General features: G+C 42.8%; 14 protein-coding genes. All 14 read left to right on the top strand.

Annotation, left to right across the window (positions count from 1 at the left end; genetic code table 11):
- Nucleotides 1–27: 27 nt before the first annotated feature.
- The 14 genes from B0D95_RS14535 to B0D95_RS14475 all read left to right on the top strand — a co-directional run bounded on the left by B0D95_RS14535 (nucleotide 28) and on the right by B0D95_RS14475 (nucleotide 16,416).
- The gene (locus tag B0D95_RS14535; RefSeq protein ID WP_149867922.1) at nucleotides 28–1,977 is read left to right on the top strand and encodes a ShlB/FhaC/HecB family hemolysin secretion/activation protein; all 1,950 of its coding nucleotides are present in this window, start codon (nucleotides 28–30) and stop codon (nucleotides 1,975–1,977) included.
- Between the two features lie 240 nt (nucleotides 1,978–2,217).
- The gene (locus B0D95_RS14530; RefSeq protein WP_078044569.1) at nucleotides 2,218–2,700 is read left to right on the top strand and encodes a type VI secretion system tube protein Hcp; all 483 of its coding nucleotides are present in this window, start codon (nucleotides 2,218–2,220) and stop codon (nucleotides 2,698–2,700) included.
- Between the two features lie 116 nt (nucleotides 2,701–2,816).
- Entirely contained in the window at nucleotides 2,817–4,823 is a 2,007-nt protein-coding gene (locus B0D95_RS14525; RefSeq protein ID WP_078044568.1) for a type VI secretion system Vgr family protein, read from the top strand.
- 8 nt (nucleotides 4,824–4,831) lie between these two features.
- Entirely contained in the window at nucleotides 4,832–5,422 is a 591-nt protein-coding gene (locus tag B0D95_RS14520; RefSeq protein WP_078044567.1) for a DUF6484 domain-containing protein, read from the top strand.
- 57 nt (nucleotides 5,423–5,479) lie between these two features.
- Nucleotides 5,480–6,478 (top strand): DUF2169 domain-containing protein, encoded by a 999-nt coding sequence (locus B0D95_RS14515; RefSeq protein WP_078044566.1) that lies wholly within the window; start codon nucleotides 5,480–5,482, stop codon nucleotides 6,476–6,478.
- Nucleotides 6,479–6,497: 19 nt separating this feature from the next.
- Complete coding sequence (locus B0D95_RS14510) at nucleotides 6,498–6,878, top strand: DUF4150 domain-containing protein (protein ID WP_078044565.1); 381 nt, start codon at nucleotides 6,498–6,500, stop codon at nucleotides 6,876–6,878.
- A 9-nt stretch (nucleotides 6,879–6,887) separates the two neighbouring features.
- Nucleotides 6,888–8,174, top strand: a complete 1,287-nt coding sequence (locus B0D95_RS14505) for a TIGR02270 family protein (RefSeq protein ID WP_078044564.1) — start codon at nucleotides 6,888–6,890, stop codon at nucleotides 8,172–8,174.
- On the top strand, nucleotides 8,174–9,235 hold the full coding sequence (locus tag B0D95_RS14500) for a hypothetical protein (protein ID WP_078044563.1): 1,062 nt from the start codon (nucleotides 8,174–8,176) through the stop codon (nucleotides 9,233–9,235). Before B0D95_RS14505 ends, B0D95_RS14500 begins: the two co-directional genes overlap by 1 nt.
- A gap of 40 nt (nucleotides 9,236–9,275) precedes the next feature.
- Nucleotides 9,276–10,619 (top strand): DUF2235 domain-containing protein, encoded by a 1,344-nt coding sequence (locus B0D95_RS14495; protein ID WP_078044562.1) that lies wholly within the window; start codon nucleotides 9,276–9,278, stop codon nucleotides 10,617–10,619.
- The gene (locus tag B0D95_RS14490; protein WP_246841614.1) at nucleotides 10,609–11,625 is read left to right on the top strand and encodes a DUF2931 family protein; all 1,017 of its coding nucleotides are present in this window, start codon (nucleotides 10,609–10,611) and stop codon (nucleotides 11,623–11,625) included. Before B0D95_RS14495 ends, B0D95_RS14490 begins: the two co-directional genes overlap by 11 nt.
- 190 nt (nucleotides 11,626–11,815) lie before the next feature.
- Nucleotides 11,816–12,829: a DUF2931 family protein gene (locus B0D95_RS14485; RefSeq protein WP_246841613.1), complete on the top strand. Its 1,014-nt coding sequence runs from the start codon at nucleotides 11,816–11,818 to the stop codon at nucleotides 12,827–12,829.
- A 315-nt stretch (nucleotides 12,830–13,144) separates the two neighbouring features.
- On the top strand, nucleotides 13,145–14,887 hold the full coding sequence (locus B0D95_RS14480; RefSeq protein ID WP_078044561.1) for a hypothetical protein: 1,743 nt from the start codon (nucleotides 13,145–13,147) through the stop codon (nucleotides 14,885–14,887).
- Nucleotides 14,888–14,890: 3 nt separating this feature from the next.
- Complete coding sequence (locus B0D95_RS20675) at nucleotides 14,891–15,355, top strand: hypothetical protein (protein ID WP_210403631.1); 465 nt, start codon at nucleotides 14,891–14,893, stop codon at nucleotides 15,353–15,355.
- Nucleotides 15,328–16,416: a hypothetical protein gene (locus B0D95_RS14475; protein WP_210403630.1), complete on the top strand. Its 1,089-nt coding sequence runs from the start codon at nucleotides 15,328–15,330 to the stop codon at nucleotides 16,414–16,416. Before B0D95_RS20675 ends, B0D95_RS14475 begins: the two co-directional genes overlap by 28 nt.
- The last annotated feature ends 22 nt before the right edge of the window (nucleotides 16,417–16,438 follow it).

The raw sequence follows: 16,438 nt of genomic DNA, 5'->3' as shown, positions 1-16,438 counted from the left end.
TTTTTTAAATTATCCGGGATCGATAAAGTGATCATTGATTTGTTTTGTAAATATAGCCGTTGCTTACTGTCATTTATATTATTGTTAGTTTTTAATCCTGCCTATGCAGGGTTCCTTGAAATGCCTGATACAACCCAGGTTCCTGAGTTCGAACGTGAAAGTCTATTGCTGGACATGGATATTCCCGCTATGCGGGATCGCGATCCAAATCCTGAAGCTGGCCCTCGGCTCAATATAAAAGAGTTTAGAGTTCAAGGATTAGTTGAATATCCGGATTTGGATATCACACGAGAAAAAATCATCAAGCAAGTCGAAAAGATTCGTTTTGATATGATGGAGGAAGGAAAGCAGCTGCAATCGGGATACACTATTAGTGAACTGGAAGAGGTTTCCGATTTAATTGCTGAAATTGAAAAAGAGACCGACGGTCGTCATGTGGGTCCTGTTGAAGTACAGAAATTAGTATTTCTTATTCGCGAGCAGCGTCGGCAGCGCGGCGTGACCGTGGGCATGATTGAAGTAGTTGCCGATACAATAACCCGCTATTACCGTGAGCGCGGTTTCATACTAGCCAAAGCCTATATTCCCAAACAGCATGTCCGCGATGGCATAGTGACAATAACTTTGTTGCTTGGTCATTTAGGTGAGGTCGAGGTTAAAAATAATAAAGATTATTCAGAAAAAATTATCCAACGTTCGTTTAGAAATTTACTTGCCAAACCTGTAAGTAACAGTTCTGTTGAAGAAAGTTTATACCTTGTTAATGATTTACCTGGATTATCTGTCAGCGGATATTTTGAAGCAGGGTCACAAGTAGGGGACACTAAACTTAATGTGAACGTGAATGCAGAAAGAAAATATGCAGCAAACGTTCGCGTGGATAACCATGGTTCAGAAAAAACCGGTGAATTCAGGGCATATACAGACTTCTATTTAAATAACCCTCTCGGTATTGGTGATCAATTACAACTTGGTGTATTGGGTTCATTTAATCCCGAAAACTCCTTATATGGTTCTTTACGCTATTCCCTTCCAATTTATACATCCCGACTAGGCTTTTCACTCGGTGTATCCAATAACGATTTTGTCTCCGCAACAGCTGGTGTTGCATCTGACTCGGACTTTGAGATTACTGGAAAATCTACAGTAGTTGATGGTGCTTTCAGGTATAAATTGGATCGTACTCGCAAAGAAAATCGCAGCCTAGTACTTGGGTTTTCAGATATTAAATCTGAAATTCAATATGGTACTTTATTAAATGCAGGTACAGAAAAAACGGTGAGAAAAGTAGATGTTACCTATGAGTTTGATGTGCTGAATGAGCAGAAGCGCATCTTGCATCAAGGTGGAATAACTTTTACGGCTTCGGATTTTGTAAAAGGCGCTGAAGAGGGACAGAAAGAATCTTTGGGGATATTCTCATTTGATTATTCACGACTCTCTTTTGTCAAAGTACCTCTTACTGAAAAAGACAGTAAATTAATTATTCGCAGTGCGGCACAGTTTTCTGATGCTGCTCTGCCTGAGGTCCTTCAATTCGGTTTGGCTGGACCCACGCGTACAAGGGGTTATGCTATTAATGAATTTTATGCTGATGATGCGCTTTTTCTCGGGACTGACTTGGTTTTTAGTGGTCCCAGTTTAGGGGGTTTTACAATTGCAGGTGAAAAATTTGAAAATGTCATACAGCCATTTGTATTTATTGATATGGCATATGGACGTAACAATGCCTTTATCGAAGATGATGAAGATGTAACAACACATTTAATTGATATAGGCCTGGGTATAAAAATCGTATTTACCGATGGCTTGCGCGGCAATCTTTCTCTGGCATTTCCTATTGATGCTAAAAACTCTGCCCTTGAGCAACAGAAAAAACTTGATCAAGAAGAGGAAGATAATGAGGCGTTACGACGCAGTGACTATATCCCTGGTGATGGAGCGAAGTTTTATTTTGACTTGCAATACAGTTTTTGATCATAGAAAAATCGCATTTTCAATGTAGCAATATATTTTTATGCATCATAAGAATACAAATAATGTGCAATAGATCACATATGAAATTAAGAATAGTCATGTCAGTTGTCTGTGAAAATAAACTGGGTTAAGATCCGTCGATTTTTGTTGTTTTTTGCTTTCCCTGTGATTGATGCGTTAAATGATTAATGTATTAGTTGCTTTCATGTGTAGTGCTTAAAAACTTAAGGAGTAATAAAGATGGCGATTTATATCGAGTATGAAGGTATCAAAGGAAATATTACCGCTAACGGTTACAAAGACCATATCGGTGCCAGCTCACTACAGTTTGGTGTTGGTCGTGGTATTTCTATGGAAGCTGGCAATCTTGCTAACCGTGAAGCTACTCGTCCTTCTATTAGTGAAATTACCTTCACTAAGTTGGCTGATATAGCATCAACCTCACTTTTCAAGGAAGCAGTAACTGGTTCGGCGGGTAAAAAAGTAGTTATCAAGTTTGTACAAACTGGCGCCGACAAGTTAGTAGAATTTATGACCTACACCTTGGAAAACTGCCTGGTTAGTGGCTATTCAGTGTCTGCTGACGGTGAAAGTGATCCAGTGGAATCTATTTCACTGAGCTTTGCAAAAATCATGGTGAATTACAGCGATTACGACAAGAGCAATAAGTCTGCAACGCCACAGCGCGTTGGTTATGACTTGGCTACTGCTAAGCCTCTGTAATACTGCTACAAAAAGTACCCCCTGGAGGGGTACTTTTTCTGAGCTCGCAATTCCCGGCTGCGGGGCAAGGATGTAATAACACTTCTGTGCGAAGGGTTTATTAAGGTTGCTATAGCATGACTCAGCTTTCTCAAGATAATCGATTTATCTCAATTTCTGATTTTTCTCTCGGTAAAGATACATTTTTACTCACTGGCTTTCAGGGCACTGAAAGTATTTCTGACTTATTCGCATTTAATATTGATGTGATATCGGAAAATCTGGATATAGACCCTAATAAAATTGTAGGCAAAACGGCCACAATAACCATAAAAACCGATGCTGGTCGTAAATTTAACGGTTTTATCAGAGAGTTTAGTGCCGGTGAGATAACAGCAGATAACCTGCGCGAATATAGAATGGTTATGGTTCCCTGGTTGTGGTTTTTGTCACAGACCAATGACCACCGTATATTTCAGGAAAAAAATACCAAAGATATTGTTAGTCAGGTTTTTAGTGACCTTGGTTTCTCTGACTTTGAATTCAGGGCTGAGGGTGGCAAAAAACGTGAATACTGTGTGCAGCATAATGAAAGTGACTTGCATTTTGTATCTCGACTGCTGGAAGAAGATGGTATTGCCTACTATTTTGAGCATTCCGACGGAAAACACCAGTTGATTCTGGTTGATAAACCCAATGCGTATAGCGACGTATCCGAAACGGATCTGGAATATTCCAAAGGTAATGCACCGCATGCACAAATTAATGCATGGGAGCATAAATACTTATTCAGAAAGGGAATGTGGACTCTGAATGATTACAATTTCAAAGAGCCACAAAAAGATTTAACTGCAACCATCAAAACCAAAAGCCAGTACGCTAAAAATGCAATCTATGAGCATTATGAATATCCTGCATTTTATGAACCAAACTTAGGTGCAGAACATGCAAAGATCTGCCTTGAATCGGAAGAGGCTGATCGCGATACTGTATTTGGGAGAAGCAATTGCGCCAGTTTTTATGCTGGCGGTAAGTTTAAGCTGGCCAAGCATGCTACCGCATCACAAAAAGGTAGTTATATTTTAACGGCAGTAACTCACCAAGCTGTCGATAAAAGCTATTTTTCCGGTCATGAAGGTAATGCTACTTATAATAATCAATTTGTTTGCATTCCTGCTGAAACACCTTTCCGTCCTAAACGCTTTCATATCAAACCAGTTATGAAAGGACCTCAATCGGCAGTGGTAGTAGGTCCGGCAGGCGAAGAAGTTTATATTGATGAACATTGCCGAATTAAAGTGCAGTTTATTTGGGACCGAGATGGCAAAAAAGACGAGAACAGCTCGTGTTTTGTTCGCGTTGTCCAAAGCTGGGCCGGCAATCAATGGGGCTCGTCATTTATTCCGCGTATTGGCCATGAGGTTATTGTTAATTTCCTGGATGGTGACCCTGACCGCCCCTTAGTGACTGGCTCCGTCTATAACGCCTGGAATAAGCCTACCTACCCTTCTAAAACACAAAGTGGGATCAAAACTCGCTCTACAAAAGGCGGGACACCACAAAACTATAATGAACTCCGTTTTGAAGATAAAAAGGGTGAGGAGCAAATTTATGTTCATGCGGAAAAAAACTACGACACCCAGGTGGAGAATGATCAGACATTAACGGTTGACCATGATCGTACTAAGAGCATTAAGCATGATGAAAACTCATCCATTGGCAATGATCGCAATAAAACGGTAGGCAATAACCAAACTGAATCTATCGCGAAAAATAAAACCATCGATGTAGGTGATGATCACACTGAAACTATCGGCAAAAATATGTCGCTGAGTGTGGGTAAAAATATCACTATTGATATTAGTGAAAACCATACCGAGACTATCGGTAAAAATATGACTATCGGTATCACTAAGGACCTGCGTGAAACGGTAGAGGGGACGTACACTGAAAATGTTACTAAAGAGTATGCGTTGAAAGCAAAAGCGATCACTCTGACGGCGGATGATCAAATTATATTAAAAGCAGGTTCAGCTTCTATTGTCATGAAGAGTAATGGCGATATCACTATTTCCGGTGCCAATATTAATGTGAAAGGCTCGGGGAATGTTGTTATCAAAGGCAGTAAAATTACTAATAATTAGCGTGATCTATGAGTGTTAGCTTGTTTGAAGAGTCAGAAGGCATTGAGCTGCAAACAGAGTCAGAACCTACTGTTCCAGTGGTAGCGCCGGGTGAGGTATTACTTGGCGTACTTTCTGCAATCAATGTCGATGGTAGCCCTGTTATTGGATTTCCACAGTTCCCACAATGTGAACCGGTTGCTGCTTTGGCTACTATCCCGGTATTACCCCAGCACATTGGTCGTCAGGTTGCATTACTTTTTACGCAAGGAGCCGATCCGCGCCCCATTGTGATTGGCTTTCTTTACTCGCCTCTGCAACAAATACTGGATAATTCACTTGAACTGTCAACGGCTGGTAGTGCTCATGATGATCAAACGGCTTTTGATACGGCCAGCGTAGTAGCCCGCGATGTAATGAGTGCCAGTCTCCAAACTGATACAGTGCATATTGATGGTAAAAGAGTTGTACTTGAGGGACAGGAAGAGGTAGTGCTCAAGTGCGGTGAAGCGAGCATTACACTTACACGTAACGGTAAGGTAGTTATTCGCGGGAAATATCTCCTCAGCCGTTCTAGTGGTGTTAATCGAATACTGGGTGGATCAGTACAAGTAAACTAACAGGGATGGCCGCTGCGTGCGGTCTTTGTCAGTCGTTCGTTTCCAGTGAATTCCACTATGCTTCAACTTAATAACAATACTCCCTTTGCTGCTGGATTTACGATTTTCCCCAACGAAATAGCAGTAGATACGCTTTACATCATGGTGAAAGCAACGTTTTTGATTGGGGAGCAATGGACATTAGCTCAATCGCAAATTCCTTTGTATCAAGCGGATGAATACTGGGGGGAACCGGCCAAATCCAGCTTGCGTTTCAGTTCGGATTATCACATTGGCAAACTGTCGACGGACATCCTTATGATCGGCTCAGCCTGTGCACCGGATCAACGGCCAGTGCGACAAATGGATGTTGGTTTACAAGTGGGCTCAGTGAGCAAAGTGGTGCGTGTCTTTGGCGACAGATATTGGAATCGCGAACAGATGATCTCCCCTCCCGAACCTTTTGTAACAATGCCGTTGGTTTATGAACGTGCTTTTGGTGGGCAGGATTTAATAGATGGAGAAATGTTGCGCAGTTCAGAAACCAAAAATCCTGCTGGCCGTGGTTTTACCGGGCATAAACATCAATCTGAGTTGAATGGTTTTCCCCTTCCTAACCTTGAGTGCCCTGATTATTTAATTCGCGATTATCGCGACAATCCTGAACCGACTTGTTTTGCACCTATTGCACCACATTGGCAGCCTCGCGCAAGTTTAGCTGGTACTTACGATAAACACTGGCAGCAGCATCGCGCACCTTATTTACCTGACGATTACAATCCGCGCTTTATGAATGTAGCGCCACCGGACCTGATTTATCCTGATTATTTACAGGGCGGCGAACCTGTGCGGATTATTGGTATGCACCCTGCAGGCGAGTTAGGATTTCAGCTGCCTTATGTGAATTTATCGAATAAAGTTGTTATTGCCGAAAAAGTTTTTTCTTCCCCCTTTCATATGGAAACACTGTTATTAGATCCCAACCATCGCCAGCTATCCATGGTGTGGCGAGCAGCATTAGCTTGCGATAAACAATTAACAAAGATTAAGAACATATCGATAAGTTTATCTCGCTGAAGAATTCAAGGAGCAACTTATGGCACAAACTACGTTTTCCAATACCAGAGGCATTGCCCATAAAGGCAGTGGTGGCATGAGTACGGTATTTCCCGACGTGTGTAAAACACCAGTCGGCTCAGCGGTCGTACCTATTCCCTATCCGAGCATTGGGAAATCTTCTGATACCAGTAAAGGGCCGAAAACAGTAGTGATTGACGGTCAAATGCCTATGGTGAAAGGCGCGGTTTACTCTACCAGTACCGGTGATGAGGCGGGAACGCTTAATGGGCTTATCAGCAACCAAAATAAAGCGGAGTGTGAATTTATGATGTATTCCTTTGATGTGAAATTTGAGGGGAAAAATGTTTGTCGTTTAGGTGACCCGCTGTTTCACAATAAAAAAAATATCATGGGTTGATCTCTACTCATGACTATAGAGGCAGTTTCATCCCGTAACCTTTTTAGTATTTATGGCCACATTCATGAGCGCTATGTCGATGACGCCACTTTTTTATGGCTTCTCCGTAGTCTCGCCGTCAATCAGCCACATTACAACACCACAGATCTTGCCGAGCTTGATGCGCGCATCGATGCACAGCTTAATGGTTTGATGACTGCCCCGGAAGAATCCTGGGCACTCTGCGCCCGCGCGCTGGAACTACAACAACCTGACAATCTATTTACCGCCGGAGTATTGGCGTTTCGCAGTTTGGATACGCGTTATATACAACATGTTGTTGAGGCGGGTTTGGGTAGTAAACACACCCTGCGTGGGTTGGTTGCAGCTATGGCTTGGTTGCCTGGCAGGTTGGTGCACTCCTGGATAAAAAAATTCCTCACCAGTAAAGATCTCAACCATAAATATTTAGCGCTGGCTGCCTGTAGTGCAAGACGCGAGGATCCTCGCGAGTTTTTGACGAATATACTGGAGCGCGACGATTGCCTTGCGCATCCCCTACTCTATGCACGAGCGTTGCGGCTGATTGGTGAATTAAAACGCTTTGATTTGCTACCCACACTGCGCAAGGGAATGATATCCGAGGACAAAGATATTGTGTTTTGGGCAATCTGGTCAGCCGTACTACTGGGCGAAAAATCACTTGCGGTTAATCTGCAAAGCTATGCACTGAATACCAATCCTCATCAAATCCGTGCGATGGCGTTGTGTTTTCGTATTCTACCGTTGGAAACCGCGCGTAGTTGGATCACTTTGCTCGCTAAAGATCCGGCAAATAACCGTTTGGTTATTACTGCCACGGCTTCTCTTGGCGATCCTCAAGCCATTAACTGGCTTATTGCGCAAATGCGTATTCCTACGGTAACGCGCTTGGCAGGCGAAGCCTTCACGACGATTACGGGTATCGACTTACAAGAACACAAATTAGTATTGGAAGAGTTACCAGATTTGGATGCGCACTTACCAGACGATGGTGCTCAGAACGAAGATATAGCACTGAGTGACGATGAATATCTTCCATTTCCTGATGCCAATAAAATTGCTGCCATCTGGCAAAAATATCAACAACGTTATGCTCCGGCACAGCGTTATTTCATGGGAAAAATCATCAGCACCGATCTCAGTGTCAGTGAGCACTTGCGCCATGTATTTGCTAATGGGCAGCAGCGCCAACGGCAGATAGCGGCACTCGAATTGGCGTTATTAGAGCCAGCTCATTTTTTATTGAACCACGCTGCGAAAGGATCTTTTGAATAATGTCATCTCCCCTCCTATATATTGCTGGTATGGGTATGATCACACCACTCGGCCCCAGCGTTGCGACGACAGTAGCTGCGGTTAATGCAGGGATTAGTGCCTACCAACAATCCCGTTACACTACAGCCGCAGGTGACACAATCACAATGGCAGAAGTACCCACGGCAATTTTTGATGATTTTGATGCAGAAATCGATGAAGGTGAATCCTACAACGAACAATATGACCACATGATCAAGATGGCTATAGTGGCGTTGGAAGAGACCTGTTGTAATCAGTCCATTGAGCAGCCAATTCCGTTAGTATTGGCTATGCCGGAATTAAATATCAGTCCTGCAATTAAACACTCATTACTGGTTCGTAATTTAGCAAAGAATTGCGCACACTGGATTAGCCCTGTGCTGACCAGAGTGTGTCATTCAGGCCGCGCGGCGGGAATGGAATGCATAGAGTTTGCGTTTAAATATCTTTGCGATAAATACGACAGGATATTGGTTGGCGGTAGCGATTCACACAGCGATTATGCGCGCTTAACACTACTTGATGACATGGGGCGTTTATTAACAATCGGTAGTGCCGATAGTTTTGCACCGGGGGAAGCCGCGAGTTTTTTACTCCTCACCCGCCATCCAGAGCTAGCGCAGGTGCGTAACGGTCACATAATTAAATTGCATCAACCGGGGATTGCTGAAGAACCAGGTCATTTATTCAGCAAAGAAACATACCGTGGTGAGGGCCTTGACCAAGCGTTTAAAAAAGCGATTGCTCTCCACACCGAAAACAGACTTCACAGCATTTATTCGAGTATGAATGGTGAAAACCATTGGACAAAAGAATATGGCGTAGCTTATTTGCGTAATAAAGCGGCATTTGCTGATCCGGTGAGAGTTGAACACCCTGCCGATTGTTATGGTGATTTGGGCGCAGCAACAGCAACCACGTTAATTGCATTAGCCGCCGAACATTTGCATAGCCATAAAAATGTTTACAAGCATCTTGTATACAGCTCGTCCGACACTGCCATGCGTGCCGCACTGGTTGTAGAAAAAGTAGCAGTATAGTAATTCAAATGTTCACTAGTCATTTATCAGAGGGAAAATCGTGACAGAACTGTGCGAAGGTGTTCAGCCACCGGCTACTGAACCAGAAGAAAAACGCAATGACGATAAAAAACCCGTCACCATCCGTTGCATTATGTTATTCGATGGCACCATGAATAATAAAACCAATATTGAGAGCCGCATTTCAAAAAATGAATTTTATGAAGCTACGCGGTCAAAAAAATACAAACTTTTTGGTGAGAGGGTGGGTGAGGGAGCAGAAAGCTATGAAAATGGTTTTACCAATATTGCTTCACTTGATGGTTATATGGATAAGGAGCCAGCTAAGGGCTATGACATCACAGTGAAAATATATACCGAAGGCGCGGGCACAATAAATAATGCGGGCGATAAAACTGTCGGCTATGGAATAGGCATGGGTGAAGCGGGTGTAAAAAATAAATGTGAAAAAGGAATTACAGAAGCGGTTACTAAGATTATAAACGGCAAGCTAGGAAATGAGGAGATAAATTCCGAAGAGTACTATATTAAATTACTAACTATTGATGTCTTTGGTTTTAGCCGAGGCGCTACAACTGCACGTTACGCTATCCATCGTTTATTAAAAGATGAAAAAAGACCCATAAAAAAACGCTTGCAAGATCATGGTTATGACACCACAAAAGTGGAGGTATGCTTTACGGGTCTATTTGATACCGTATCTTCGCACGGAATCCGCTTCAGTAACGATGTGCGTAAACTGGAATTGGATGCTGTAAAACACGCAAAAAAAGTGTTGCACTTAGTGGCGGCGGAGGAGTATCGAAAAAACTTTTCTTTAACCAATATAAAAAGTGCTTGTGGTAAGGGTGAAGAGTATTTTTTACCGGGTGTACACTCGGATGTGGGCGGTAGTTATCATGACAATACGTCTGAAAACTTTTATCTCTACAGTGGTTCGCCTGCAAAAGTAAAAGCAGACCGTGCGACACTAATAGCGGAAGGCTGGTATAGGGATGATGAAATTCTGTATGAAGAAGAATTTAACGAGTTCGACCAAGCTGTGTATGCCCGCACTAAAGCAAACCGCAAGGGTATTCGTAATGCTTACTGTCAAATCCCTTTAAAAATCATGGCAAAGGCAGCGCGTGAGCAAGGTATACCTATTAAAGCCGATCTCGAATCACGTGCTGACTTAACCATTAGTGAATTTTCAGATTTGAAGACACTCGATAATAACATTGCGAAATACAAAGCCACTAGCGTGTCTGCATTTCCAATTCATGATCCTTTATTAAAACGTATCCGGCACGACCACTTACACATGTCATCCAAAGACTCATTAGGATTACATCCCCGCTTTAACGACAAAGGGCAACGCTGGAGGCAAGCTTATGATGGCTAAATTAATCGTTTACAAACTGGCTTTTATATTTATTCTTTCTTTAGTCGGGTGCGGAAATATGTTCACCAAAAACAAAACCAAGTTTCACTGGCTGGCGACAGAAAGCGCCCCAAGGCATTACCCTATGCGTATTATTAGCGGTACTTTTTATTACCATAATGAAAAAGGGGGGCTTTATGTGCCAACTGCTGCCAGTATTGGTTATTATTGGGGCACAGGTGAATCAACCCATGTTGTCGGTGAAGACTTTAAACCTTTGCCAGATCGTTTGGACATCCGTTTTTTTTCTTTCACTGAAAATAAACTATACCAAGGTAGTTTTGATCTTCCTTATGAAAAAATACTTTCTTTGTTTAAAGACGGGGTAGCGAGAGATAAAGACCGCCCAACTTTTAATACTATTATGGTCGGTGTTGCGCCTGGAGGTGTTGTTTCGGTTTGGCTTACAGGGCGTGAAACACGGGAAGTTTTTTTCGGACAAGCTAAACCTTACGAGGATGATTTATTTGATATAACTCAACGGAAAATCAATGATAGGGACGATTATGTTCGCCGCAACATAATTGAAATGATTGGTATAGAAAAGCTGACGGATATTGAAAAAAATGGTGTTCCCTTTGGGTTGTGGGAAAAATACCGTACTCCCTATAAATGGGCAACGGTTTTGCGCACGGAAAAGAAATTATCAAATGATACCAAGTATAGTTTTTTTAATGGTGAGAGTTATCGCTTGGATTATCCTTTTAGCGAAGAAGTGTTGAAGGCACCCCGTCCTCTCCCGTTGTTGATCGGTTTTGGTTGTTATATTGAGGGTACATCGAAACAATACTTTTTTGTCGTGCGCTTTGATGAAAAAGAACTTTATGCAGCATTTGATAAATTGGGCGGCACTGAAGAGTTAGTGAATATTGAAATAGAACCCTTCCTACCCAAGAACCTCACAAAAGTAAGGCTGTATAACAGTAAAGGATCAATAGAGTTAAAGCATTACAAATCAGAATTGTAAGATGAATGTAAAAATGGCGGACCATAGGTTCCGCCATTTTTTATTTACAAGACATACCCCGCAATATTGTGTCAGCCCTAATATCCACCGCTAAAACGCATCCGTCACGATCATCTGCATATGTCATTCAAAGACTCATTAGGATTGCATCCCCGCTTTAATGACAAAGGGCAACGCTGGAGGTAAGCGTATGATGGTTAAAGTCATTGTGTATAAACTGGCTTTTATATTTATTCTTTCTTTAGTTGGGTGCGGAAATATGTTCACCAAAAATAAAACCAAGTTTCACTGGCTAGCGACAGAAAGCGCCCCAAAAAATTACCCTATGCGTATTATCAGCGGTACTTTCTATTTCCATAATGAAAAAGGTGGTTTATACGTTCCCACCGCAGCGGCTATCAATCCACATTGGGGAACAGGCAGATCAACCCACGTTGTCGGTGAAGACCTTAAACCTTTGCCCGATCGTTTGGATATTCGTTTTTTTTCCTTTACGGAAAATAAACTTTACCAAGGTAGTTTTGATCTTCCTTACGAAAAAATACTTGCTTTGTTTAAAGAAGGAGTTGCTAGAGATAAAGACCGCCCAACTTTTAATACTATCATGGCAGGTGTTGCGCCTGGTGGTATTGTTTCGGTTTGGCTTACAGGGCGTGAAACACAGGAAGTGTTTTTTGGGCAGGCTGAACCTTATGAGGATGATTTATTTGATATAACACAACGGAAGATTAATGACAGAGACGATTATGTTCGTCGCAACATCATTGAAATGATAGGAATAGAAAAACTTACTGATATTGAAAAAAACGGCCTTCCGTTCGGCTTGTGGGAAAAATACCGTACTCCCTATAAATGGTCGCCTATATTTAAAGCAGAAAAAATGTCTACCTATCTCTCACTATCATTTTTTAATGGTGAAAACTACCGTTTTGATTATCCCTTGGATAAAGAGCTTCTAAGAAAAGAGAGACCTCTACCATTGCTTATTTCGTTTGGTTGCTACATTGAAGGAACTGAGAAGCAATATTTTTTCACAGTGCGCTTTGATGAAAAAGAACTCTATGCAGCATTTGATAAATTGGGTGGTACTGAAGAGTTAGTGAATATTGAAATAGAACCTTTTCTACCAAAGAACCTGACAAAAGTCCGGTTGTATAACAGTAAAGGATCGATAGAGCTACAGCATTACAAATCGGAGATGTGAGATTGATGTAAAAATGGTGGGTTATAGAGAAGCTTGGTGCAAGCGTAGAAAAATTCTATATAAAACCCTAATTTCCGGACTAAGTAAAAAACGGCCAGCTATTTAGCTTGCCGTTTTTTTTATTGTCTTTGGCGTATAAACCCTCTTATTAATGATTTCCATGTAATCACGTGTAATATTTTTTAGTGGAATAGTTCAATCCAGCTGCTTTACTTCACGGGATAGAAGTAACTAATTTTTTAATTAGGTTGTTGACTCTTCTGCTATTTACGGATTTTTCCATCCAATTGCATGCTGATGTACAAGGAATTTTATATGCCAAATTTTACTTTCTCCACGCCTGCGTTAATTCAGGATTTCAGTGATAACCCTTCCCTGCAACAGAAGCTCAATCAAACTTGGGATTTGGCGATTGATGCCTATACTCAAGCCGCTCTGGTGAGTAACCCTTGGACAGTTGATTATCAGGCGCCTTGCGATTGGTATGTGAACCCCAAAAATGCAGATATTACGGCTGCTAATCCTGTCGAACCTATTTTTTGGACTGCTTTTCCAAATCGATTAAAGATTTATTTTTCGTCGGCTGAAAAAAGTCCTTATCAAATGAATAATGCGCAGGTTTATGCGCTGGCAGATTTTGGCAATATTCCACAATCGAAAGCCTTTCCAACCGGCTTGCCTTTTATTATTCCAAGCAAACGTTGCCCGAATTTAAATTGGCAGCAGCCGATTGATGAGTGGGCACAGTATGATCCGCAAGGGCCGCGTGGTTGGTTGGATGAATATTGTGAGTGGGCAGTAACGCGTAATGCAGAAGGAAAAATTACCAAGATCGCATTCACCTGTGAGAACCCGGAATATTGGTACAGCCTGTGGCAAGTATCGCCCGAAAAAGTGCTTGCGCTTTACCAACAATTGGTCAGCCCGAATGTCGTACTTGAGGATTTAATGTTGCTGTCGACAGACGGTAAAGGTTTTGCGATAGATCCAACAACAGGACGCGCTGCATACAATCCCTTAAACAAATGGAATTCAGGTACTGTCGCGACAGAAACCTATGGTGGCGCGGTACATTTGACTAGCCCGCCCAATACTATTGGTGCAGAAATTATGCTCGCTGCACAAGCGACACTTTTGCGTCAGTTACCACCCGATCAATACAACATGCAGCGCATGGTTTGCGCAGGTGCTTATGGTCGTGCCTATCGAAATAGCGATCCGCATATTGGTTTGCAAGTGAATCAATTGGTAAAAAATTTAAAAGTCAAAGTGACGCTTACCGATCCGGTGGGTTTGTATTTACAACGGCCGGATTTCAGCAGTTACAAAACACCGGATGGCATGGATGCTAGTCAATTTTATAAAGTGATTCGCGGGCGTACGGCTGAACAGGCAGGTACAACCTATGACCAAATTCTCCATGCAGAATTTGCGGTGCCTGAAGCATTGGGTTACACCGTCAGCGATATTTTGCTGGGTAATGCCGTGCAAGGTAGTTCACAGGTGCCGGTTCCTATTCTTTACGCTGGACAAATTGCAGATACGTTTCATGTCTGTCTTGCAGGAACTGCAGTGACGCCGGCAACAGGTGAACCTACGCAAAGTTTCTTGCCGCCTGTGCGTGACAAAACCGGGGATACCAATGGTCAAGTAAGCATGTTGTTGGCCAATCCGGTTTTGCTTGCGATGTTAAGCGTTAATCCTTATCCGCCGTTTGTGCAATTACCCGTTCAAATAAATCAGGGACAAACACTGACGGATCTCGCATTACAAGCCAGTTACGCAAATGACAATTTCAAGGATGCAGAAATTGCATTTTGGGATGACCAGGGCAATAGCGAAACCGGAATTAGTGTGACGGTTACGGCGATCAATACGACGGCAGGTGTTCCAGCGGGAAAAAGTACTGGTAGTGATGGTCAGTTTAATTACATTGTCACTATTAGTGTTGCAGCTAATGTCAGCCCCGGTTTAAAAGGTGTCACCCTACGTAATCCAAATTGTGATATGCCCGTACCTTTACCGGGTGTGTTGTATGTGAATGCAAAAGGAAATTAAGCCATGAATCCTACATTATTAGCGCTCGTACCTGCTCTATTTGTGTTGCTGACCGGGTGTCAGGAATCAGTCATAAAACCTTCCCCGACAACAGTGGCCGCTCCGGCTTCGGCAATGGCAAGTAGTAATGCTCCTGTGAAATTTCCTTGTTTAAATGCGCCAGCAGTCAATTACAACACACCAGGTGATACGCCTATTACATCACAGGATGGTGTTAACTGTTTTGCGTGGCAAACGTTTATCGGTTTGAACTGGCAGGTTGATCCATCCCAGCCCGGAGAGCCGGACAAAAATATATCTGCCGCCAGTTTTGGTGAGCCGGGTATAGCGCAAACATCCGTGTGGGAAACCTATGCCAATACCAAAAGTATTTTTCGCGCAAATGCGCAGCCCCCTTTACCTTGGGGCAACAGCCGGATGCGCCATCCAGCTGTCAAAAAATGGCGCAGCAGCTGGGTCTTCGCGTGATGCAGGCCAGCCGGATGCCGGGTAGTTTTAATATGAGTAAAGAGGCGTCCCAGGCGTTTCCTGGTAATAATCCCAATTGGTTGGCGGATAGCAATGGCAACCTGGTCTACTACGAAATTTTAGTGGGTAAAAGCGAATATGATTACATCAATGCCAACGGGTTATATAACGCCGATGTGCAAGCGGCACACATCAAGCAGCACAAAAATATTGTGATGCCTGTGGGCTATGACGATGTACAAGGCGGTTTGGAAATTAAAGCGGCTTGGTTGAGTGTTAGCGATCCGGAAAATCCGAAATGGAAAAAATACAAAACCAGTACGGCGATTATTTATGACCCTGCAAGCTTGACTTGTAACACCAGTACCATTGCACTCGTGGGTATGCACATCATTCATAAAACGGCGTCGCAACCGCAATGGATTTGGGCCACGTTTGAACATAAGGATAATGCGCCCGATACGGCAATGATTAAAACCGATGGCACAGTGGATGGCGATTACACCTTTTACAACAATAGTTGTTCAGTGCAAGCAGTACCAGCAGCGTGTAAACCCAAAACGACAAATGGCGTTGCGGTTACACAAACTTCTTGTGCAGCAAATGTATCGCCTGCGTATTATTTGGATACCAGCGGAAATTGCTCCGCGTATCCGATCAGGGTGAGCCGCGATTTCCCTATCAAGGATACAACAGACAATCATGTCGCCTCATTAAATAGCGCCGTGCAGCAAATGATTACCAACGCTAATGCTGATTCTGTTTTTGCAAATTATCTGTTGGTTAACGTGCTCTGGTCGTCGGCCGCAGTTAACGACAATAGTCCACCGGGCAATCCGCCACTGGCGCCTTTGTCCATCAGCGGTGAAACCCCATCACTGAATACTGTGCCCGTAGCGAACACTATGCTGGAAACCTATGCGCAGGGATTCAATTGTCTTTCTTGCCACGCCTACGCCAGTGTTGCGCGCGATGCAAAATCGCAATTGGGTGGAAAACCTTACGCGACGGATTACAGTTTTATTTTTGGCTTTGCGAATAAACCTGCTACGGCGAAATAAAAAACTATTCATAGGACACAAA

It is taken from the genome of Cellvibrio sp. PSBB023 (genome assembly GCF_002007605.1).
Taxonomy (GTDB): domain Bacteria; phylum Pseudomonadota; class Gammaproteobacteria; order Pseudomonadales; family Cellvibrionaceae; genus Cellvibrio.
This window is presented reverse-complemented; position numbering and strand designations above follow the sequence as displayed.